We start from the raw sequence: 22,194 nt of genomic DNA, 5'->3' as shown, positions 1-22,194 counted from the left end.
TGGAGGAAAGCCATGATTTTAAAAACAAAACTTTTTGGGCATGTATATGCATTTTCGTCCCTGAAGGAAGTGCTGGCGAAGGCAAATGAAGAGAAATCAGGGGATAAGCTTGCGGGGATTGCGGCAGAAACAGCAGAAGAAAGAGTGGCCGCTAAGATTGTACTGTCTGAAATTACGCTGGAGGATCTGCGGAATCACCCTGTAGTTCCCTATGAGACGGATGAAGTTACCAGAATCATACAGGATGATGTAAACGAATCTATTTACAATGAAATTAAGAGAATGACAGTGGCCGAGCTTAGGGAATGGATCCTGGATGAAGCCCATACCGGAGAAGATATTAAAAGAATATCCAGGGGTCTCACATCTGAGATGGTAGCTGCAGTGGCAAAGCTCATGTCTAATATGGATTTGATCTATGGAGCGAAAAAGATTCGCATCACTGCCCACTGCAATACTACCATCGGGGAAGCGGGGACACTCTCCTCCAGACTGCAGCCAAACCACCCCACAGACGATCCCGACGGCATTATGGCATCTCTTTTGGAAGGGCTGACCTATGGGGCCGGGGATGCGCTGCTGGGTCTGAATCCAGTGGATGATTCGGCGGAAAGTGTGACGCGTATCCTGAAACGCTTTGAGGAAATTAAGAGAAAGTACGAGATTCCTACCCAGACCTGTGTTCTGGCTCATGTAACTACCCAGATGGAGGCCATTAAAATGGGCGCCCCCACAGATCTGATCTTCCAGTCCATTGCGGGATCTGAACTGGGCAATACAGCCTTTGGCTTCAATGCGGCAACCATAGAAGAAGCACGCCAGATGGCGCTCGGCAGGGGTACAGCCACAGGCCCTAATGTAATGTATTTCGAAACCGGTCAGGGATCTGAGCTCTCATCAGAAGCCCACCACGGCGCGGATCAGGTGACCATGGAAGCCAGATGCTATGGATTTGCCAAGCATTTTCAGCCGTTTTTGGTAAACACAGTAGTGGGATTTATCGGGCCGGAATATCTGTATGACGGCCGTCAGGTAAACCGTGCGGGCCTTGAGGACCACTTTATGGGAAAACTCACCGGGATCTCCATGGGATGCGATGCCTGCTATACCAATCATATGAAAGCCGATCAGAATACCATCGAGGATCTGTCAGTATTGCTGACAGCAGCAGGATGCAACTATTTCATGGGAATCCCTCACGGAGATGATGTTATGCTGAATTATCAGACAACAGGCTTCCAGGAGACAGCTTCTCTTCGGGAAATCTTCGGTCTGACAGCAATCAGGCCGTTCCATGAATGGCTGCTTCGTATGGGGTATGTGGATGAGAGAGGACATCTGACGGGACGTGCCGGGGATGCCTCCACATTATTTTAAAGGAGGAAAGGTGAATGCAGGATACAGATGTAAGAGCTTTAGTAGAACAAATGGTAGAAGATATGCTGAAGGGGAAATCTATTCAGGCTTCCTCCGACAGTAAAAGCAGTTATGCAGCATCCGTCGGACAAAATAACAGAGTTGAGAAAATGCCGGAAAGCACCGATGGAGGACAGATACTGCCGGATATTACCCAGATTGATTTAAGAAAACAGCTTCTGGTTAAAAATCCGAAGGACAGGGAAGGATATCTGGCCATGAAGGCTAAGACACCCGCCAGACTGGGAATCGGAAGAGCAGGAGCCAGATACAAGACAGCAACGATGCTTCGTGTACGGGCAGATCATGCGGCTGCTCAGGACGCGGTATTCTCTGATGTTTCAGAAGAGTTTATTAAAAAGAATCAATTTGTATTCGTAAAAACAAAATGCAAAGATAAGGATGAATATCTGACCCGCCCCGATTTGGGAAGAAGGTTCGCGGATAAGGAAAAAGAGATTATAAAAGCTGCCTATAAAGATCACCCCAAGGTAATTATTGTGGTGGGAGACGGCCTATCATCCTCTGCAGTGGAGGCCAATGCCGCTGAGATGATTCCTGCTATATCCCAGGGGCTGAAAGCGAAAGGGATAAGTACGGGACCTATCCTGTTTATCAAATATGCCAGGGTTGGGGCTATGGACGACATCGGCGAGATTACAGGGGCAGAAGTGATCTGTATGCTGGTCGGTGAGCGTCCGGGCCTTGTTACAGCAGAGTCTATGTCTGCGTATATTGCCTACAATCCCCGTCACGGACTGGCAGAAGCCAAGAGAACCGTTATCAGTAATATTCACAAGGGCGGTACCACGGCAGTAGAAGCAGGGGCGCATGCCTCAGGTATTATTATGAAAATGCTGGAGCAGAAGGCTTCCGGTATAGATCTGAAATAACAGAAAGGAAAGCAAGCCATGAGAAATGATGAATTACGGGCTCACATTCTTGGTGTCCGGGTGATTTCCAATGTGAGCGATGATCTGGTACGAGCACTTTCCCTGGGGCAGAGGCATAAAAGTCTGGGAATTGTAACTGCGGATACCGACGATGTTCTATATACGGCTCTGGATGAAGCTACAAAGGATGCCGATGTGGATGTGGTATACGCAAAATCCATGTATGCAGGATCTGCCAATGCATCTACTAAATTAGCCGGGGAGGTTATCGGCATAATCGGAGGTCCCAGCCCTGCGGAGGTGCGCAGCGGATTAGAATCAATCAGAAATTTTATTGAGAACGGCAGCTGTTTTGTCAGCGCCAATGAGGATGATTCTATTGTCTATTATGCCCATACTGTTTCCAGAACAGGATCGTATCTCTCCAAGTCTACAGGGATTCGGGAAGGGCAGGCCCTGGCATATCTGATAGCCCCTCCTCTTGAGTCAATTTATGGACTGGATGCAGCACTAAAGGCTGCAGATGTAAAGATGGTTTCCTTTTACGGACCGCCTTCTGAGACAAATTTTGGCGGCGGACTGCTTACGGGAACCCAGTCAGCCTGCAAATCAGCCTGCGCGGCTTTTGCCCAGGCGGTAAAAGCGGTGGCAGACTCTCCCAGTCAATTTGAATAAGAGAAAAGGAGATTATCTATGGACTTAAAAGATAAAGATCTGCTGTCCGTTCAGGAAGTCAGGAACCTGTTAAAAGAGGCGAAAGAGGCTTCTGAAAAGCTGGCAGAGATGGATCAGAATCAAATAGACAGGATTGTAAAGGCAATCAGCGAAGCAGGAACTGCACATGCTGCGGAACTGGCCAAACTGGCCAATGAGGAAACTGGATTCGGCAGATGGCAGGATAAAGTGATAAAAAATCTCTTTGCGTCACAGGCAGTCTATGAGGCAGTGAAGCATCAGAAGACAATTGGTATTCTGCATGAAGACAGAGAGCGTCAAGTGTGGGATATAGGTGTGCCGGTAGGGGTAATTGCGGGAATTGTTCCCTCCACAAACCCCACATCAACAGTGATTTATAAGGCAATGATTGCCTTAAAAGGAGGAAATGCCATTGTCTTTTCTCCCCACCCGGGTGCAAAGAAATGTATTCTCAGAACCGTTGAGGTAATTGCCGAGGCTGCAATGCGGGCAGGCTGTCCCAAGGGGGCCATTTCATCTGTCAGCATCCCCACCATGCCTGCGACACAGGAATTGATGAAGCATGAGAACACAGCCTTGATCCTGGCTACCGGAGGGGGAGCTATGGTAAAATCTGCTTATTCCTCAGGAACCCCGGCCATCGGGGTAGGCGCCGGTAACGGCCCTGCCTTTATTGATAAGAGCGCAGATGTGCATATGGCGGTAAAAAGGATTCTGGATTCCAAGACATTTGACAACGGGACTATCTGTGCTTCTGAACAGTCCATTATTGTAGAGAAATGTATGGAGCAGCCAGTTTCTGAAGAACTGAAAAAGCAGGGAGCTTTTCTTCTGAACGAGGGAGACACCAAAAAGCTGGGCCAGTTTATATTGAGAGCTAACGGAACTATGAACCCTATGATTGTAGGAAAAAGTGTGGCCCAGATTGCTGAATATGCGGGGCTTTCCAATATTCCATCCGGGACCAGAGTGCTGGTGGGCAGAGAAACCAGGGTGGGGGAAGGGGCGCCTTACTCCAGAGAAAAACTGGCACCGATACTGGGCTTTTATGTAGAAGAAAATACGGAGAATGTTCTTCGCCGTTCCATAGAAATTCTTCACATGGAGGGCGCCGGCCATACCTTTTCCATTCATGCAGAAGATGAGTCCCTGATCAAGAGGTTTGCCCTTGCAGTGCCGGCCTCCAGAATTCTGGTAAATACACCGGGTGCTCTGGGCGGCATTGGGGCGACAACAGGTCTGTTCCCGGCACTGACTCTGGGCTGCGGAGCAGTGGGAGGAAGTTCAACCTCCAACAACATCGGTCCTCTGGATGTGATAAATATCAAAAGAGTCGGGTTCGGGACCAAAGAACTGGAGGAGATCAGAAGAGAGGCGGGCAGTGTGCCGGAACCCTCAGGAGTATGTACTCTAGGAACAGATGCTGCTTTTGTCCAGTCAATTGTAGAGAGAATCATGAGAGAGATTGGATAAAAACAGGAGATGCCAAGACTGGCGGCAACCAAATCGTAATTTATAAATAGAAAATAGAAAATTGTAGAATACTAATCTTGTATTGAAAGAGATGGAGGGATTGTAAAATGGCAAATACAAACGCATTAGGCATGATAGAAACAAAAGGTCTGGTAGGAGCAATTGAGGCCGCTGATGCTATGGTTAAGGCCGCCAACGTGGCATTAGTGGGCAAGGAAAGCATTGGCGCAGGTCTGGTAACGGTTATGGTCAGAGGTGACGTTGGAGCGGTCAAAGCGGCAACAGACGCCGGTGCAGCAGCTGCAGAGCGTGTGGGAGAGCTTGTATCTGTTCACGTGATACCGAGACCCCACACTGAGGTGGATGTGATACTGCCTCACCAGCTGGAGAAAAGCAGCACATCCTATAGCTCTGAGGCATAAAAAATGGCGGAAATCACGACAGAAAAGCTGGAACAAATTGTATCGGAAACCCTCTCAGAGATTCTGGGAGGGGATACAGGCAGGAAAAAAAAGCCGGAGCATATGACCACCTTGAGAGGGGATGAAATGGTCTACAAGGACCATCCCCGGATCATATTCCGGGGAGCCATCGATTCTCTGGAGTCGGAGATTATACTGGTGCAGCTGGCTGCCGCAAAAGAAAAAAAGAATCTTCTGGTACAGGACCTGGAGGAGATTATCCGGGTAATCCGAGGTCTGCTTCGCTGCGAAGTCAGCGGGGAAGCTGTGAAAACAGAAAAAATCCAGGGACTGACCATGGATGAGCTGAGAGAGCATTCCCATCACCCCAGCCGGTATTATGGAATGAGACATTTTCTGCCGACTTGTGAGCACGGTGAGATCGTTGCCTGTCTGAACCGCCTGAGGACTATGACCAGGGAAACAGAACTTGCGGCATACAAGGCATTTAAGACAGAATCCGGGGAAGTGACCAGGGACGACATTATCCGGGTACTGAACAGGCTTTCCTCCCTGTTCTGGATTATGATGTTTAAATATCTTGCCGGCAAATACTAGTATCATTTGGCAGTACACTGAAATTGATAAAATATCGGATGAAGACAGATCCAAGGATGGAGGGATGGACAATGTACGGTACAGTACTCCGGGATGAGGAGAAAAAAAGATTAGCCGACCGCATTGTAGATGCGGTGGTGAAGGAGATACAGGAAAGCTGTATGGTTGAGGTAGAAGCTTCCGGACGCCATGTCCACCTGTGCAGGGCAGATATTGATGCCCTGTTCGGAACCGGATATCAGCTCACAAGAGTCCGCGACTTATCCCAGCCCGGACAATATGTCTGCCAGGAGAGAGTATCTCTTGGAGGACCTAAGGGGACTCTGCACAATGTGGTAATCCTGGGGCCGGAACGAAAGGAAACTCAGGCTGAGGTATCTATGACGGATTGTCTGGCTCTGGGAATAAAGGCACCGGTCAGGCTGAGCGGTGACATTGAAGGCACACCCGGAGCAGTATTCTCCTATAAAGACCGGCAGGTGATTAAGGACAAAGGTGTCATAGTGGCGAAACGCCATATGCATATTACTCCTGAGGATGCCGAAAAGTTTGGGGTCAGAGATGGAGATGCTTTAAAAATAAAGGTGTTCGGCAGCAGACCTCTTATATTTGAAGACACCATTGCCCGTGTCAGCCCGGATTTTCAAACAGATGTCCATATTGACTATGATGAAGCGAATGCCTGCGGCTTTCAGAAGGGAACCTTCTGCCGTATCGTAGGCAAAGAGAGGAACGGCGGATGACAGGGCAGCGTGAACTGGTGGAGCAGGTGGTAAGAGAAGTGGAAAAAAAGCTGAAAGAGTCTGCATCCCTTAACAGACCGGAGGCACTTATCCTGGGAACTCCCGGACCTGAGATAAAAAACTATCTGGAAACGCAGTATCTGCTGCATTATTTCGGGGATTCTATTAAGGAAGCAGTAGAGGGATCCAGGTACGATGTGATTTTTCTGATGGAGCTTCCGGATCTTTTGCTGGTCCAGACTGCGCTGGGCTTTCCCTATTCTCCCCAGGCAAAATGTGTGCTTTCCGCACTGCTCCGGGGGAAAAAGGTCTTTGTCTGGCGGGAAGGAATTGAATATCACAGGTACAGGGATACTGCTTTTAAAAATCTTTATCTCCAGTATCAGGAGTACGAAGACAAGCTGGTTAAATACGGGGTTACAGTTGTTGAAAGCATCTCGGAGATTGCGGCAGATGACCTGTCCCATAAGCTTCAGCCGGAGGGAGAAAGCCTGGATCTCACGGGGCTTCATCTAATACGGGAATCTGATCTTATGAAAGCGCCTGCCAGAGGAGCCGCCTCAATTCTAGTGAGGAGAGAAGCAATTTTCACACCTTTAGCCAGAGACTATATAGCGAATCACAATCTTTATGTGAGAAGAGCTGCAAAGAGGTGAGCTTTTGGAAATTGGAAAAGTCATAGGAAATGTATGGGCCACGAAAAAGGATGAAGGAATCAGCGGCCAGAAGCTGCTGGTAGTTAATATTATGAAAAACCGGCAGCAGAAGAAAGATTCTCTGCTGGTGGCTGCAGATATTACGGGGGCAGGGATCGGCGATCTGGTCCTGGTGAGCAAAGGCAACTCCGCCCGGCAGGCGGTGGGAGATGCAAGAATTCCTGTAGATGCAGCGATTATAGGTATCATAGATTCCCTGGAGCTGCAGGAATCCGACAGCAAGGAAGATGGAGGAACATGAAATGAGCATTAACGAGATTATTATCTATATTATGGTGTTTTTCGCGGCGCTTGGGGCAATTGACCGTATCATCGGCAACCGCTTTGGGCTGGGAGAAAAGTTTGAAGAGGGAATTATGGCCATCGGAGCCCTGGCCGTCTCTATGGTGGGAATCATAGCACTGGCCCCGGTGATAGCAAATTTGCTGAAGCCTGTGATTGTACCGCTTTTTGGTTTTCTGGGGGCGGATCCTGCTATGTTTGCCGGTTCGATTCTGGCCAATGATATGGGAGGAGCTCCCCTTGCGCAGGCTCTGGCCATAGATCCCAATGCCGGTGATTTCGGAGGGCTCATTGTGGGGGCCATGCTGGGCCCGACTATCGTGTTTACGATCCCGGTGGCCCTGGGTATTATAGAGGAATCTGACAGAAAGTATCTGGCAACAGGAGTGCTGGCAGGTGTTATCACCATTCCCATTGGTTCTTTTGTAGGAGGTCTGGTTGCAGGGTATTCTGTAATGATGGTAATCCGCAATTTAATCCCGATCATTCTCTTTGCCCTGCTCATTGCTCTGGGTCTTTGGAAATTCCCGGATGCCATGGTTAAGGGGTTTACGTATTTCGGTAAATTCGTTGTGGCAGTAATTACCCTTGGGCTGGGTGCTGGTATTGTTGAACAGCTGACAGGCATTACCCTCATTCCCGGAATGAATCCGATCAGCGAAGGATTTACCGTTGTCGCGGATATTGCGATTGTTCTGGCAGGGGCGTTTCCGCTGGTCTATGTGATTACAAAGGTATTCCGGACACCTCTGATGAAGCTGGGGAAAGTGCTCGGTATGAACGATGTGGCTGCGGCGGGTATGGTTGCCAGTCTGGCAAACAGTATCCCTATGTTCGGCATGATGAAGGATATGGACAAGAGAGGCAAAATTATTAATGTGGCCTTTGCTGTATCGGCCGCATTTGTATTCGGGGATCACCTGGGATTTACCGCGGGATTTCATCAGGCCATGATTTTTCCTATGATTGTAGGTAAACTGGTAGGAGGAATCACCGCTGTTATTCTGGCGGTATTCATCTCCAGAAGAATGGCTGAGTAATAGGAGGGCATAAAATGGAATTTACTGCATCAGAAATAGAAAAAATAGTACAGAGAATCCTGACAGAAAAGCTGTCGGGCCTGACGCTGGCAGGAGACAGCTGTAAAGAATACGCAGACGGAGTGATTAAAGTGGCTCTGCCCTCAGTACAAGTTACACCCGGGGACAGACTGGATACAGGAAGCCCGGGCCACCAGGTATATACCCATGATGTGCTTTCTCTGGAGGAGAGCAGGCGGCTGGGCTGCGGAATCATGGAGATGAAAGAGACTACTTTTGACTGGACACTGAATTATGACGAGATTGATTATGTGATAGAGGGCAGTCTAAGAATTAATAAGGGAAATGCGTCTGTCACGGCAGGGCCGGGAGAGATGATTCTGATCCCCAAAGGCAGCAGGATTCAGTTTTCTGTGGCTGACAAGGCCAGATTCTTATATGTAACCTATCCGGCAGACTGGATGGGCGGAAATTAATCGGATTCACACGCTGGACACCAGGCAGTTCTGGTACAGTGTGTGAATTTTTAGTGATCTTTTTATAAATCCATGGATATTCTAAGAAAAAATGTTATAATAAATCTGTTAATTCTGTGATGATACATAGGAGTGAGGAGATAAGTAATGAAAAATAGAAGAATAAAACTGGCGGCCCTGTCCCTGACAGCGGCTATGATTATGAGTACCGTACCTGTTCAGGTGTTTGGAGAAACTACAAAGGAAGCTGTGGAAAAGGAAGCCGGCAGCGGTGAGGAAAGCGGAGAGCTGCCTGTACCCGCAGCTCTCAGCGAAACCAGGGCAGCAGAGACAAAAGGAACCTGGGTAAAGGATTCCAAGGGGTGGTGGTTTAAGAAAAGTGACGGTTCCTGGCCTGTGAATTCCTGGGAGCTCATAAATGGCGAATGGTATGTATTTGACAAGAACGGATATATGAGAACCGGCTGGGTGCTGACCACTGGAGGCTGGTATTACTGCGATGCGTCCGGAGTCCGTCAGAGAGGATGGCTGAGACGAAGCAATAACTGGTATTACCTGAATTCGAAAGGCGTTCTCCAGACCGGATGGTTTAAAGACGGATCTGCCTGGTACTTCTCCAACAGCAACGGCATCATGCAGACGGGCTGGCTGAAACAGGGCACTTCCTGGTATTATCTCAAAGGAAACGGAGCTATGGCCGAGGGATGGGAAAAGGTTGGAGGAACCTGGTATTATCTGACTCCGGGAAGCGGCAATATGAAAACCGGTTGGTTTATGGACGGATCAACCTGGTATTATGCAAACGGAAGCGGAGCGATGCAGAGGGGCTGGCTAAAGCAGGGGAATACCTGGTATTACCTTCAGGGAAGCGGAGCCATGGCAGAAGGCTGGGCCAAAGTGGGAGGAACCTGGTACTATCTGACTCCGGGAAGCGGGGCTATGAAGACCGGATGGCTAAAAGACGGAGAGACCTGGTATTATACAGACGGAAGCGGAGCGATGCAGACGGGCTGGCTGAAACAGGGGAATACCTGGTATTATCTCCAGGGAAGCGGAGCCATGGCAGAAGGCTGGGCCAAAGCAGGCGGAAGCTGGTATTACTTCGTTCCGGGAAGCGGGGCCATGAAGACCGGATGGCTAAAAGACGGAGAGACCTGGTATTATACAGACGGAAGCGGAGCGATGCAGACGGGCTGGCTGAAGCAGGGGAATACCTGGTATTATCTCCAGGGAAGCGGAGCTATGGCAGTAGGCTGGACAGATGTGGGGAATACCAGATATTATATGGATCAAAACGGGGTTATGCTTACGGGCTGGATACTGGTAGATAATACCTGGTATTATCTGCACGCTTCAGGGGCTCTTCAGACATCCCGGTGGGTTGGAGATTACTATCTTACGGAAGACGGTTCTATGGCCGTCAGCCAGTGGATTGAAGAAACCTATGTGGGAAAGGATGGCAAGCGCATCCCGGGTTATACAGAGTATGAACTGGAACAGGAATCTACATTAGCCGGAACTGTAAAAGAGGTTACCTGGTCGGATTCCGGACAGCAGTATACAGCGCAATTTTTAGTACTGGATCAGATGGCAGGCTTTAGATCAGGCGATACTGTCATGGCGGAAATTAAAGAGATTCAGCTTACAGGAGAGGATTACGAGGATGGCAGCAGAATAGAGGCAACTGGTGTTCTAAAAGTAAGTCCGGAGACACCGGAATACTCTCAGTCAGAGATATATATGGAACTGACACCTGCCGATGCTCCGGAAGAGACGCCTGTTTCTGAAGAGTAAGACGTATATATAAGAATAAAAGGGGAACCGCGTCACTAGGCAGAGAACTGATAGACACTAGGAAGCGGTTCCTTCTGGATTTTACTATATTTTATAGACAATTAACAATTTTTTAGAGTTTAAAAATATCTCTTTCTCTCATTGTGTGCTATGATACAGGTATGTATCAGAAGGATTAACAGGAGAGGAAGGATTCTATGAAAGTGCAGGTACTGTACAAAAGCAAAACTGGTAATACAGAAAAGCTGGCAAAGGCTATCTATGCAGCTATCCCTGATCCGGATAAAGATATTCAGCGGCTGGAAGGACAGAAGAATTATGATATGGGAGACGTATATTTTATAGGGTATTGGACTGATAAGGGGACTGCAAGCTTTGAGATCCTGGATTATTTAGGGGAACTTCATAATAAGAAAATCGCACTTTTCGGAACCTGTGGATTTGGCGGAAATGAAAAGTACTTTCAGCGTATTGAGGAGAATGTGAAAGCTTTTATCGGAGATGACAATGAGTATCTGGGGGCTTTTATGTGCCAGGGAAAGATGCCGATACAGATAAGGGAGCGTTATGAATCTATGAAGAATGGAGAAAATGACGCTAAGGTAGAGGCCCTGCTGCGAAATTTTGATGAGGCAATGCTTCATCCGGACAGGGATGACATGGAAAAGGCGGCTGTCTTTGTGAATTCAGTATTTGAGAAGCTGTCTGGGGAAGGAGCTAACTGCTGATTATGAAAGAAAAATTGAGGAATTTTATGTCAGGAAGATATGGTACGGATCAACTGAACCGGTTTATTCTGATTGTTGTTATGGCTTTTTTAATTTTGGATCTCTTTGTCAGAAAAAATATCCTGCTGCTGCCGGGGCTGTTTTTACTGGGAGTGTGTTATTTCAGGATGTTTTCCAGAAATTACAGTGCCAGATACAGTGAGAATCAGAAGTATTTGGAATTGAAAGGAAAGGTTACCGGAAAGTTTAAAAAAGAGAAATATATGATGTCCCAGCGAAAGGATTTTCATATTTATACCTGCCCATCCTGCCAGCAGAAAATAAGAGTGCCGAGGGGAAAAGGGAAAATCTGCGTAACCTGTCCAAAATGTCATGCAGAATTTCAAAAAAAGAGTTGAAATTTTTCCAAAATGTGATACAATATCAATTGTGTTTGACACAAGCTGGAATAGCTCAGTCGGTAGAGCACTTCACTCGTAATGAAGGGGTCGAGGGTTCAAGTCCCTTTTCCAGCTTTTACGAAAACCCGCAGGTATGCGGGTTTTTGTATGTTTAAGAGTAAAAAGTTACCGCCCGGTAGAATATCCCGTATTTTGAGCTAAACTTTTTATTTCGTCATTGCCGCCTATAACTGATCCGGGCAGCAATATAGTAAACACCATAGAGCAATATGAAAAAGACAAACGCAATACTGAAAGAGCCGATTATCCACAAGTTGTTTGAAAATACAGGGAGATGAAACACACTCAACTGCATTTTTGCCGCACTAACATATACAAAGCAACTGCTGATAATCAAAGCGGGCAACAAAGGGAGTAAAAACATCATTGACAACTGGCGATTATTTAGTTTCTTAATATCCCGTCTATTCATTCCAAGCTGCTGTAAAATACAGTCTTGTCGTCGTTTCTTTTCCCTGTCACTAAGAATTTGTGTTGCCAAAATTGCTGCACCAGTGATTTCAAAGACCAGTGAAAGGTAAAATAAGCAAATAGCCATAGCATAAAGCTGTGTCAAACTTTCTTTGTCTACCCACTTACCGGACAAATAATCAACATTATCTACCAGAGCTGTCATGCCGATACCGTCAGAAACAGTTTTCCCTATATTACGTTTTAGTATAGAAAGACCATCACACATTTGAACGATATTTTGCAAATCTCGGTTATCAAACGGCGTTTCTGTTATGACAGACAGCAGACTATATAGTGTCGTCATTTGACTAACCGCCTGTTCTGGAACAATGATACAAAAGTCAAGACCATTTCCGTATGTGTCCATCTGGCTGAATGGTTCACAAAATATGCTGTCCTCTGCGAATAAATATCCGGCACAATTCAGACTTTTATCCTGTTCAAGCAGTCTTTCAAAGGGCTTTTTAAGAGCAGGAACACAATGGATATAACATAAAGACGGATTGAGTTCTACGGATTGAAGCCCCAGTATTTCGCGCAGTTTTTTATAGTCACTCTGTTTCATATAAGTATCATGCTGATATTCTGCGTATCTCATATAGCCCGAATGTCCGGTGCTTGATATGACATTGTTTCGCGCTGCAAGAAAACAATTTTTGTTATCCGTATAAATGCTGTAAGCATAGCTTGATCGAACAGGGAAGTTAAGGTCAAGAACATTCTCATATGCCGAAAAATCCTGTAATTCTGCCTTGTGCAAAATCATGATATCAAATACACTCTGTTCCATATTTTTGTCTGCAATCATATAAACAGCGGTACCCGCCCCCATAAAGGTTAATGAAAGCATAAACAAAACAGAAAGAACGCCCATGATAATGCTTGTTGAACGGATTTTTGTTGTAAAGCCCCGAAATAGTACCAACCTGTTTTTTTCATATTTCCATTTTTCACGATTGCCAAATTGCATGATGAGGAACGCGGGTACACTTAGAAAAAAACCGAATAAAAACAGTATCAGACAAACAACGCCTATAAGCGCATCATAGCCGCTTCCCAACGGCCCGGTACACATCAGAAAAATTCCCACGCAGCCGGTCAAGACTGATGCAAAAAATACTGTAATGGCAGATACCCCGTCATGCAGCAGTTTTTTTTCGTTTTGCCGTTCATAATACAACAAATCGTAAAGAGTTACCTTGCTTATCCATTTTTTGTTTCTCTGTATAGCGTAAAAGAGTATTGCCCCAAAATAGAGACAGGTTAATGCTGTGGCATTATATGAAAAGTTCCACCTTAGGACATACATTACACCAAACATAGAGCTAAGAACCGCTTCTAACAGTTGGGAAAACAGTATGCCGGCAGGAAGTCCAATAACAAACGCAAAAATGCCAATCAAAGCGTTTTCATAAAAAATAAGCCTGCATATAGAACGATTAGGGATTCCCGAAATTATATAGATACTTAATTCCCGGCTCCGTTTTTTCAATATATACTTTGTCATGTACCCAACAATCCACCCCATAATAAGGACAATGAGCAATGACGCAACAATAATCATATAAGGCAGCACGCCGATACTGGGAAACGCTTTCATAATATCCGAAAAAATCAGTGAATTAAAAGCGTACACAAAGGAAACAGTACAGGCAAAAGTGATGAAGTAAAGCAAATAATCTTTTGACTGCCTTTTTGCACTGCGGATTGATAATTCCTTTAGCATGGATTGTCACCTCCCAAAAGGGAGAGAACGTCAAGGATTTCGTGATAGAATATATCCCGCGTCTTTTCGCCTTTCAATATCTCATTAAAAATCTTCCCGTCCTTTAGGAATAAAATGCGGTCTGCATAACTGGCACAAAATGCGTCATGTGTTACCATGAGGATTGTAGCACCTGTTTCTTTGTTAAGTTCTGACATCATCTGTAACAGAATACGGGCAGAATTAGAATCAAGGGAACCTGTCGGCTCGTCAGCCATAACCAGTTTGGGATTACATATCATTGCCCTTGCAAAAGCACAAAGCTGTTTTTGACCTCCCGATACTTGAAAAGGAAATTTTTTCAGTGTGTCGCTGATTTGTAGCCGCTGTGCAATATGGTTAATCCGCTCCGTAATTTCTTTCGGCGGCACTTTTCCGATTGTCAAAGGCAAAGCTACATTTTCTTCCAATGTCAGTGTATCTAACAGGTTAAAATCTTGAAAGACAAAGCCAAGATTATCACGACGAAATGCGGATATATCATCTTCACTTATGGTTGTAATATCCTTTCCGTCTAATAAAACGTGTCCGGCACTTACGGTATCAATGGTAGATATACAATTTAACAAGGTGGTTTTCCCGGAACCAGACGCCCCCATGATACTCACAAATTCCCCATGCTGCACATAAAAGCTAACTTGATTTAAGGCTTTTGTGATGGAACCCTGATTACCGTAATATTTTTCGATATGTTCTACACAAAGCAGCGGTTTTGAACGATTTATCATTATTTCATTCCACCACCTTTCTGTTTGAAATGATTATATCTTTATCCGCAAATTTCAGAATGTAGGTATATGTTGCGCCCTCTAATCTTTCAAAATAGAGCTTCATAGTATTTTTCGTATTCAGAGATATTTCTGCTTCCATCACATAAACCTCTGTTATATTTCCACTTGAATCGGTCTTGCGTTCTTCGGCAAGTTTCGGAACAATGGACGTGTAAGGGAAAGTTCCTCTTACATTCAAACAGGTTACTACTTCCCCCTCAGTTACAAATTCAACTCCCGCGCTATCTGAGCGGAGTTGTTTTGTTTTCCCCACCATATGAAACATAAAAAACAGGCAAAGAGCCAAAAGCAGCATGACACCTATTATAAAGCGTGTTCTTTTTTTCTTTGTTGTACTCATTATAAAACGCCTCCTTTTGTTCCTATTCTATACGGAAATACAAGGCGGTTGTATAGAAGTCTATTGATTCTATCTAACAATTTTGTAAGATATAACATCAAACATTTAAGTGGTTACTTTTCGGAAAATGCAACAGGACAGTCGTATAGCACCCAATTTCGGATTCTATATCAATGCCGATTCCCAATTTCAAACAGAGCTGGTCACATAAGTACAAGCCGATTCCAGTTGATTTTTTTCTCATTCTTCCATTGCTGCCGACAAAGCCTTTATCAAAAACCCGATTTACTTCACTCTGCTTAATGCCTATTCCATTGTCTGTAATAGACAGGGTAACATAATCCCCCATATCCTTTGATTTGAGATGGATAACAGGCGGCTTATCACTGCAATATTTGATACTGTTAAAAATAATCTGGTTAATAATGAAGCCAAGCCATTTACTATCGGAATAAACCAGATCGGAAATAGAATCTGTATGAACACATACTCTATTATGGATCAGAAATTGTTTATTTCTGGACAGCACCTCAAGCACACATTGTTTCAGCGAAATTTCTTTAATCAGATAATCTTTTTCCACGCTGCCCAGACGCGCATAAAACAGAACCTTTTCAATACTTTGCTCCATAAGTTCTGTTTGTGCTATGATTTTTCGCATGATTTCTGTTTTGTTATTCTCACATAATAACTGAACCCCCGTAATAGGAACTTTGATTTCATGAATCCATTGTTCAATAAAATCTTTATATTCCATATTCAAACGACGAATTTCAGTCACTTCATCAGTCATACTTTTCAGAGCAGTTTTCAATAGCCGAAAATAAATTTTTTCTAATTCAGTTTCTGGTCTGTCTGCAATCTCCGCAATTAAATATTTTTTGTCCAAGGTCTCCATTGTTTCCAACAAGTATTGAATCCGTTTTTGCTGTTTCCGAAAATATGCGAACATTGTAAAAAAGACAATGATTGCAAAGCATACCCATAACAAAGCCATTTCTGACAGACTAATGCCAAAAGCCAAAAGGAGAACAGAGAAAAACAGTCCTCCGGCAAAACAGACAAGTAATGTTATTTGGTTATCTTTCATATAGTCTGAAAATTTCATATCTTGTACCCCATACCGCGTTTGGTCTGTATGAAATCAGCCGCCCCAAGAGTACGCAGCTTTTCTCTTATCCGCATGATATTCACACTTAAAGTATTATCATCAATGTGAATTTCATTGTCCCATAAATATTCAACTAAATCTATTCGGGGAACAATCTCGCCTGTATGTTTGAACAGATAGTACATGATTTTCAGCTCGGTTTTCGTTAATTCAATTCCTTTTCCGTTTGTTGTAAGCGTCCCGGCAACCAAATTAAATTGAATCCCGTTATGCTCCATTATACTAATCTGTTCGGATGTTCCCCGCCGCAAAAGAAGATTGATTCTTGCAAGCAGAATAGGAATATTATAGGGCTTTGTAATGAAATCGTCGCCCCCAAGTGTTAATGCCTGTAATTCGTCCATTGTTGTGTTGCGTCCTGTAATGAATAAAATCGGAGTTGTGGAAAAACTGCGGATAGAGCTGCAAAGGCGATACCCGTCTTGCTCCGGCAAATTTATATCAAGCAAAATCAAATCGGGAAAAGCGGATTTAATGTAGTCGATTGTTTTTGCAAAATTGATAACAAAATCTACTATATACCCCGCATTGACTAAAAGCGTTTTTAATTCTTCTCGTATTAATTCTTCATCTTCAATTATCACTATTTTGTAGGGCTTCATTTTTTTGTTCCTTTCCGCGTTTGGTTCTTCCGTCAATAGGCTTTTCTGCGTCCTTTGGTATCAGCCACATACGACTAATTTTTGCTATACCCGGTATACGATTTTCCTCACATAATTTCTGCACGCGCCTTTCGGAAATGCCCCACTTCTTTGCAGCTGCCGGGGCAGAAATATATTCAAACATTTTGTTTGCCCTCCTGTAAAGTTTTTCTTTTTGCTTTATTATATACGGTTGACCGAATAAACTCAATAGACACTCTATAAATTCAATGTTAATCAGCGTTGCAACTTGAAAAATACAGCGTTTTTCTTTTACGTAAGTTTGGCAAAATCGCCCTGTGCGGTGACGGGCATATCGTAGTGGGAAATCCGCTGTTTCAAGAATTGCCAAAGCACGAAGCAACACTAAAATCGGCAGAATGCTCTACCGTTTTACAGTGAGCTATGACGGGGAAAGGAGCTTGCCGGAATGAAAACGGGGAAGTGGCGGCAACTGACACAAGCGGAACGCCGGATAGAAAAACTTGACCGATTATCTAAGCGTATTCACGAGGACAACGCCAACGGGAAATTATCTGACAGCAGATTTCAAATGCTATCCGACGATTACGAACAGGAGCAGGAAGAACTGCGGAAAAAGTTGCGTCCTCTGGCTGAGTGATCTACAAAATATAGATGCGATAAATGAATATAAAAAAACATTAAATTAGTCAATTAACCCCATTGGCATATAGTGCTATATATGCTATGTTAAAGATAGTTGAAGAGAGTAAGGCTCTAACAATACTCATATAGGAGGTAATAAAATGACAGATAGTGAAAAATTAGATTTAATCTTAGAAAAAGTAGGAGTGCTAGAGGATGAGATGAAGTCCTTGAAAAGACAGCAAATGAAAGACACTGCAGAACTCAAGGCAATGGATAGCATGATATTTGATGAAGTTGTAAGAATCCACGAAATATTGATTAGGAAGACTAGTGAGTTAGAAAAGAAAATTGGATAAACACAAGGGAGGGCAGACTTTCCACCGCTCCCTCAATATAATTATATTAGCATATATTTCGTTTTCTTCCGGTTTAACACGAAATCTTACTTCTTTAATGTTTACTAAGATATTCCAATGTGTATTCTTTTTTTTCGCATTATATGCCATATAAATTCACCTTTTTATATAAGTATATTAGGCTTTTGTGTGTTTAAGATGCCGCATAAAACTTTACTTTCAATTAAAAGCGCCCTGCATTGCTGCAGGGCGCTTAAACTTGAGGGGGGAGATAGTGAGTGGTATTACTAACTATCCGTTACTAGTATACAACAGTACATACAGTATGTCAAATGTAATTTTTAGAATACTAAATGTAATTTTCAACATCTGATGTCCGTAAAAGCAGCTGTATCCAATCACCTATTCTACAATACAGCACCTTCAGAATCATTTTCATGATAAATCCCCTTATCCTTTAGCTCCTGTACAATTCTGTGATACAGTTCTTTTGGGGGTGTCATATTGTCTATATAGTGGTCAGGCTTCAGCCCCTTTTCAATCCATTTTCCTTCCAGGATTATCATCAATTCTGACAGCTTCATTTAAAAACCTCCGCGTATATATTCCTCAGATATAAGGAGACAATACCCAAGATAAACTATATATACAGGAATGAGGTAACACGGCGGTCACACGGGGATAATCTTCTCATAAAAGAATGTTTGAGGACAATAAGGGAATACTAACGCTAGATTACATTACTGTGGAGGTATATTATGAAAAAAATAAAGGTGATTACTGTTTTACTCTGTACTCTTATGCTTATAGGCGGCTGTGGAACCAAGGATTCAGACACAGACGCATATATTCAGGAGCAGGATGAGATCATGGACCAGATGATGGATGACATGGAGATAAAAGGGACGGGCAATGCATCTCTTGATTTCCTGAAGGGCATGATTCCCCATCACAAATCTGCTATTGAAATGTCAAAGAGCTATTTAAAGTATGCGGGCGAAAAGGCAGAATTCAGCGAACTGGCCAATACTATTATCACTGCTCAGGAAGAAGAAATAGGACAGATGGAGGACATGACTGCTAGACTGGAGAAGTCAGGGACCTCTGATGAAGAGAAAGAAAAGCAATACCTGAAAGAATATAATGCTATGATGGAGAACCACGAGGATCACGAGACAGAGACAGAGGATCTGGATCGGGCATTTGCTCAGGGAATGTCCATGCATCATCAGATGGCAGTGGATATGGCAAGATTGATCCTGGCTTATACAGAGGATGAGGAAGTGAAACAGTTTGCCGATAATGTGATTTCTATGCAGGAGGAGGAAATCACCCAGATGCAGTCTTATCTGCAGGAATCAGGGGGAGGGAATCACGCCCATTGACAGCTATGCCGGACCCGGCGTTTGCCAGGTCCGGCATTACTTTTGAGAGGAACTTATCTTTGGGATTGGGTAAAATTTTACAACTTAAATCTTTTTGTGTTATAATAAGATTTGCATAATTAGTAAAAAGATGGTAAAATCGGAGTTTGAAGAAGAAACTGGGTATTTTTACTCAACAAAGAACAGAGGATACATACATGGAAGATAGTATACTAGAGCTGAAAGGGATTGAAAAGAGCTTTGGAAGCTCAGAGGTTTTAAATGGAATTGATCTGAAGATTAAAAAAGGAGAATTCATTACTTTTTTAGGATCTTCCGGATGCGGCAAGACAACTACACTTCGTATTATAGCGGGGCTGGAGATGCCGGATAAAGGACAGGTGATACTGGAGGGCAGAGATGTCACCGGGCTGGAACCTCATGAGAGAGATGTGAATACCGTATTTCAGAATTATGCTTTGTTTCCCCATATGAACGTGGAGGCAAATGTTGGCTATGCCCTGAAGCTTCGCAGGATGCCGAAGCCAGAAATTAAAGAAAAAGTAAAAAAGATTCTGGAGCTTGTTCAGCTGTCCGGATACGAAAAGAGAATGCCCCAGGAACTGTCAGGGGGACAGAAGCAGAGAGTGGCGATAGCCAGGGCACTGGTAAATAACCCAAAGGTACTGCTTTTAGATGAACCTTTAGGAGCCCTTGATCTGCAGCTTCGCAGGGCCATGCAGCTGGAGCTTAAGAAGCTTCAGAAAAAGTTGGGAATCACTTTCCTATATATTACACACGATCAGGAAGAAGCCATCAATATGTCGGACAGAATTGTGGTAATGAATAAAGGGGTATTGGAACAAATCGGGACACCGGATGAGGTCTATAATCACCCTATGTCCAGTTATGTGGCTACTTTTGTGGGAAATGCCAATATTGTCAGAGGAAAGATTGTTCAGATTCAGGGAGAGGAGGCTCTTGTTGAAATCAGCACGGGAAAGATCAAAGTAATCATAGACCCGAACCGGGAACAGATTGGGCAGGAGATAACCATTGCTGTGCGGGCCGAGAATATCCTTGTCTGTGAGGAGTGCAAAGAGGCTCTGCCAGCCGTAATACTTGAAAAATCTTTCTCCGGAGGCCAGCTGCGGATGGTGATTGGACTGGAAGATGGAAAAGAGATTATAGCCAGCCGCTACGGCATTGACTCTCATGTACAGATTGGGCAGAAAGTATGTGTGGGATGGAAGCCCGCTGATGCAATTATCGTAGACAGGGAGGAACAGAATGACGAAAAAGAAACATTCTAAAGTTTTTCTTACAGTTGCTCCTTTGTACCTGTTTACACTTATTTTTGTGCTGGGGCCGCTTCTCTACATGATCGGACTGAGCTTTGCCACGAATAATGACAGCTGGGGAGTAACATGGAAGTTTACCCTGGAAAATTATAAGAAGATATTTGAGCCGGTATACCTTCAGAGCTTTGCACAGTCCTTCCAGCTGGCCTTTTTCAGCACATTGTTAATCATGCTGATAGGTTATCCATTTGGATATTTTATGGCTAAGCTGTCTGCAAAATGGAAAAAAAGGATGATGCTTCTGATTATGGTGCCTTTCTGGACCAGCTCTCTGATTAGAATGTATGGATGGATTATAATACTTCAGGCAAAAGGTGTATTTAACAAATTGCTGATGGCTCTTGGTGTAATTGATGAGCCGCTAAAGATTTTATACTCTTATCCTGCAGTACTTATCGGTATGGTCTATGCGCTTGTGCCGTTTATGATGCTTGCGGTGTACTCCAGTGTGGAGAAGATGGACTGGTCGCTGGTAGAAGCTGCCAGAGATCTGGGCGCCTCACCTATGTACGCTTTTTTGACGGTGACGCTGAAGCTGACTTTGCCGGGACTGTTGTCCGGCGTGATTCTCACCTTTGTGCCTTCTATGGGATTATTTTTCATTGCTGATATCCTGGGAGGCAATAAGATTGTACTGGTGGGTAGCCTGATTCAGGATCAGCTGACAAGAGGGAGCAACTGGCCCTTCGCTGCCGCACTGGCTGTTCTGCTGATGGTAATGACATCTCTGATGATGTATCTCTACAGAAGCATCACTCATGTGAAGGATTTGGAGGGGATATTTTGAAAAACAGAACAAAACTTCCCAATATTTATCTGGCAGTCATCATGATAATCATGTATCTGCCTCTGGTATTTGTTGTGGTATTTTCCTTTAATGAGTCAAAACTTACGGCGGCGTGGACAGGGTTTTCCCTGAAATGGTATCAGACCCTTTGGCATAATGAGGGACTGAGGGAAGCCCTTTGGAACAGTATTGTCCTGGGGGTACTCAGCTGCGGGGTTTCGGCCGTTATCGGTACCATTGGGGCCATTGGCATGGCCAGAGTAAATTATAAAAGCAAAGGAATTGTAGAGTACATCTCCACACTTCCCATTATGATTCCGGAAATTATTTTAGGAATGGTTTTTCTGGCATTTTTTTCACTTTTGAATCTGCCCTTTGGTATGACAACCCTGGTAATTGCACATACTACATTTTGTATCCCCTACATTTTTATGATGGTGAAGGCGCGGCTGGTTGGTATTGATAAATCCATTGCGGAAGCAGCCCGGGATTTGGGAGCAACCCAGGTCAGGACCTTTTTTGACATAACACTGCCATTGATTATGCCTGCCGTGATGTCCGGGTGTCTGCTTGCATTTGCTATGTCATTTGATGACGTAGTAATCAGTATTTTTGTAAATGGACCTAAACTGAACACGCTGCCCATTAAAATATACACACAGCTGAAAACCGGCGTGACACCGGAAATTAACGCGCTGTGCACTGTGATTCTGATTACTGTTATTTTCATATTATTTATCACTTCAGCCCTGGGGAACCGGGGAAGAAGAACAGATAAAGGAAACTAATCATGTTCAATCTTAATGTAAAGGAGAGTTA

At 44.3% G+C, this 22,194-nt stretch carries 27 protein-coding genes and 1 tRNA gene; 21 read left to right on the top strand and 7 right to left on the bottom strand.

All coding sequences use genetic code 11. The features are described 5' to 3' along the window. The first annotated feature begins 12 nt into the window (after window positions 1-12). The 15 genes from BUA56_RS05880 to BUA56_RS05810 all read left to right on the top strand — a co-directional run bounded on the left by BUA56_RS05880 (window position 13) and on the right by BUA56_RS05810 (window position 11,791). On the top strand, window positions 13-1,377 hold the full coding sequence (locus BUA56_RS05880; protein ID WP_072849864.1) for an ethanolamine ammonia-lyase subunit EutB: 1,365 nt from the start codon (window positions 13-15) through the stop codon (window positions 1,375-1,377). 14 nt (window positions 1,378-1,391) lie between these two features. Further along, window positions 1,392-2,309, top strand: a complete 918-nt coding sequence (eutC, locus tag BUA56_RS05875; RefSeq protein ID WP_072849862.1) for an ethanolamine ammonia-lyase subunit EutC — start codon at window positions 1,392-1,394, stop codon at window positions 2,307-2,309. A gap of 18 nt (window positions 2,310-2,327) precedes the next feature. Continuing rightward, the gene (gene eutL, locus BUA56_RS05870) at window positions 2,328-2,984 is read left to right on the top strand and encodes an ethanolamine utilization microcompartment protein EutL (protein ID WP_072849860.1); all 657 of its coding nucleotides are present in this window, start codon (window positions 2,328-2,330) and stop codon (window positions 2,982-2,984) included. 18 nt (window positions 2,985-3,002) lie between these two features. Beyond that, window positions 3,003-4,478, top strand: a complete 1,476-nt coding sequence (locus tag BUA56_RS05865) for an acetaldehyde dehydrogenase (acetylating) (protein WP_072849858.1) — start codon at window positions 3,003-3,005, stop codon at window positions 4,476-4,478. Between the two features lie 107 nt (window positions 4,479-4,585). Next, window positions 4,586-4,900, top strand: a complete 315-nt coding sequence (eutM, locus tag BUA56_RS05860) for an ethanolamine utilization microcompartment protein EutM (RefSeq protein WP_072849856.1) — start codon at window positions 4,586-4,588, stop codon at window positions 4,898-4,900. Window positions 4,901-4,903: 3 nt separating this feature from the next. Then, window positions 4,904-5,497 (top strand): hypothetical protein, encoded by a 594-nt coding sequence (locus BUA56_RS05855; protein WP_072849854.1) that lies wholly within the window; start codon window positions 4,904-4,906, stop codon window positions 5,495-5,497. 71 nt (window positions 5,498-5,568) lie between these two features. After that, entirely contained in the window at window positions 5,569-6,240 is a 672-nt protein-coding gene (gene eutD, locus BUA56_RS05850; RefSeq protein ID WP_072849852.1) for an ethanolamine utilization phosphate acetyltransferase EutD, read from the top strand. Further along, window positions 6,237-6,896 (top strand): hypothetical protein, encoded by a 660-nt coding sequence (locus BUA56_RS05845; protein WP_072849850.1) that lies wholly within the window; start codon window positions 6,237-6,239, stop codon window positions 6,894-6,896. Before eutD ends, BUA56_RS05845 begins: the two co-directional genes overlap by 4 nt. Before the next feature lie 4 nt (window positions 6,897-6,900). Next, window positions 6,901-7,197, top strand: a complete 297-nt coding sequence (locus BUA56_RS05840; RefSeq protein WP_072849848.1) for a EutN/CcmL family microcompartment protein — start codon at window positions 6,901-6,903, stop codon at window positions 7,195-7,197. Between the two features lies 1 nt (window position 7,198). Next, window positions 7,199-8,278 (top strand): ethanolamine utilization protein EutH, encoded by a 1,080-nt coding sequence (eutH, locus tag BUA56_RS05835; RefSeq protein ID WP_072849846.1) that lies wholly within the window; start codon window positions 7,199-7,201, stop codon window positions 8,276-8,278. Between the two features lie 14 nt (window positions 8,279-8,292). Next, on the top strand, window positions 8,293-8,754 hold the full coding sequence (locus tag BUA56_RS05830; protein WP_072849844.1) for a cupin domain-containing protein: 462 nt from the start codon (window positions 8,293-8,295) through the stop codon (window positions 8,752-8,754). Window positions 8,755-8,901: 147 nt separating this feature from the next. Further along, the gene (locus BUA56_RS05825) at window positions 8,902-10,548 is read left to right on the top strand and encodes a hypothetical protein (protein ID WP_072849842.1); all 1,647 of its coding nucleotides are present in this window, start codon (window positions 8,902-8,904) and stop codon (window positions 10,546-10,548) included. Between the two features lie 197 nt (window positions 10,549-10,745). Beyond that, a complete protein-coding gene (gene bilS / locus BUA56_RS05820) occupies window positions 10,746-11,276 on the top strand; it encodes a flavodoxin family protein BilS (RefSeq protein WP_072849840.1) in 531 nt (176 codons plus the stop codon). A gap of 2 nt (window positions 11,277-11,278) precedes the next feature. Continuing rightward, window positions 11,279-11,674 carry a hypothetical protein gene (locus BUA56_RS05815; protein ID WP_207650912.1) on the top strand — a complete coding sequence of 132 codons (396 nt, stop codon included), beginning with the start codon at window positions 11,279-11,281 and terminating at the stop codon, window positions 11,672-11,674. A 44-nt stretch (window positions 11,675-11,718) separates the two neighbouring features. Continuing rightward, window positions 11,719-11,791, top strand: a tRNA-Thr gene (locus tag BUA56_RS05810). A 100-nt stretch (window positions 11,792-11,891) separates the two neighbouring features. Here the strand turns inward: BUA56_RS05810 and BUA56_RS05805 are convergent. From BUA56_RS05805 to BUA56_RS05780, 6 genes are all read right to left on the bottom strand, one after another. Then, entirely contained in the window at window positions 11,892-13,916 is a 2,025-nt protein-coding gene (locus tag BUA56_RS05805; RefSeq protein WP_072849838.1) for an FtsX-like permease family protein, read from the bottom strand. Then, window positions 13,910-14,683 (bottom strand): ABC transporter ATP-binding protein, encoded by a 774-nt coding sequence (locus tag BUA56_RS05800; protein WP_072849835.1) that lies wholly within the window; start codon window positions 14,681-14,683, stop codon window positions 13,910-13,912. Before BUA56_RS05800 ends, BUA56_RS05805 begins: the two co-directional genes overlap by 7 nt. A 4-nt stretch (window positions 14,684-14,687) precedes the next feature. Then, the gene (locus BUA56_RS05795; protein ID WP_072849833.1) at window positions 14,688-15,086 is read right to left on the bottom strand and encodes a hypothetical protein; all 399 of its coding nucleotides are present in this window, start codon (window positions 15,084-15,086) and stop codon (window positions 14,688-14,690) included. 97 nt (window positions 15,087-15,183) lie between these two features. After that, a complete protein-coding gene (locus tag BUA56_RS05790; RefSeq protein WP_072849831.1) occupies window positions 15,184-16,194 on the bottom strand; it encodes a sensor histidine kinase in 1,011 nt (336 codons plus the stop codon). Further along, complete coding sequence (locus tag BUA56_RS05785) at window positions 16,191-16,841, bottom strand: response regulator transcription factor (protein WP_341443384.1); 651 nt, start codon at window positions 16,839-16,841, stop codon at window positions 16,191-16,193. Before BUA56_RS05785 ends, BUA56_RS05790 begins: the two co-directional genes overlap by 4 nt. Continuing rightward, complete coding sequence (locus BUA56_RS05780) at window positions 16,831-17,043, bottom strand: helix-turn-helix domain-containing protein (protein ID WP_072849827.1); 213 nt, start codon at window positions 17,041-17,043, stop codon at window positions 16,831-16,833. Before BUA56_RS05780 ends, BUA56_RS05785 begins: the two co-directional genes overlap by 11 nt. A 285-nt stretch (window positions 17,044-17,328) precedes the next feature. Between BUA56_RS05780 and BUA56_RS05775 the strand changes: the two genes are divergently transcribed. Both BUA56_RS05775 and BUA56_RS05770 read left to right on the top strand, forming a co-directional pair. Continuing rightward, on the top strand, window positions 17,329-17,520 hold the full coding sequence (locus BUA56_RS05775) for a hypothetical protein (RefSeq protein WP_242946726.1): 192 nt from the start codon (window positions 17,329-17,331) through the stop codon (window positions 17,518-17,520). Window positions 17,521-17,665: 145 nt separating this feature from the next. Then, the gene (locus tag BUA56_RS05770; RefSeq protein WP_072849825.1) at window positions 17,666-17,863 is read left to right on the top strand and encodes a hypothetical protein; all 198 of its coding nucleotides are present in this window, start codon (window positions 17,666-17,668) and stop codon (window positions 17,861-17,863) included. Window positions 17,864-18,270: 407 nt separating this feature from the next. On the opposite strand, the gene BUA56_RS22930 is transcribed toward BUA56_RS05770, so the two are convergent. Then, window positions 18,271-18,447, bottom strand: coding sequence for a hypothetical protein (locus BUA56_RS22930; protein ID WP_158640982.1), 177 nt, complete (start codon window positions 18,445-18,447; stop codon window positions 18,271-18,273). A gap of 174 nt (window positions 18,448-18,621) precedes the next feature. Here BUA56_RS22930 and BUA56_RS05765 point away from each other — a divergent pair, with 174 nt between their 5' ends. The 4 genes from BUA56_RS05765 to BUA56_RS05750 all read left to right on the top strand — a co-directional run bounded on the left by BUA56_RS05765 (window position 18,622) and on the right by BUA56_RS05750 (window position 22,163). After that, window positions 18,622-19,248, top strand: coding sequence for a DUF305 domain-containing protein (locus tag BUA56_RS05765; protein ID WP_187143926.1), 627 nt, complete (start codon window positions 18,622-18,624; stop codon window positions 19,246-19,248). A gap of 197 nt (window positions 19,249-19,445) precedes the next feature. Continuing rightward, window positions 19,446-20,540: an ABC transporter ATP-binding protein gene (locus tag BUA56_RS05760; protein ID WP_072849821.1), complete on the top strand. Its 1,095-nt coding sequence runs from the start codon at window positions 19,446-19,448 to the stop codon at window positions 20,538-20,540. Further along, window positions 20,518-21,375, top strand: a complete 858-nt coding sequence (locus BUA56_RS05755; protein WP_072849819.1) for an ABC transporter permease — start codon at window positions 20,518-20,520, stop codon at window positions 21,373-21,375. The genes BUA56_RS05760 and BUA56_RS05755 overlap by 23 nt, the downstream gene beginning before the upstream one ends. Beyond that, complete coding sequence (locus BUA56_RS05750; RefSeq protein WP_072849816.1) at window positions 21,372-22,163, top strand: ABC transporter permease; 792 nt, start codon at window positions 21,372-21,374, stop codon at window positions 22,161-22,163. The genes BUA56_RS05755 and BUA56_RS05750 overlap by 4 nt, the downstream gene beginning before the upstream one ends. Window positions 22,164-22,194 lie beyond the last annotated feature (31 nt).

Source organism: Lactonifactor longoviformis DSM 17459, from assembly GCF_900129135.1.
Taxonomy (GTDB): Bacteria; Bacillota; Clostridia; order Lachnospirales; family Lachnospiraceae; genus Lactonifactor; species Lactonifactor longoviformis.
This window is presented reverse-complemented; position numbering and strand designations above follow the sequence as displayed.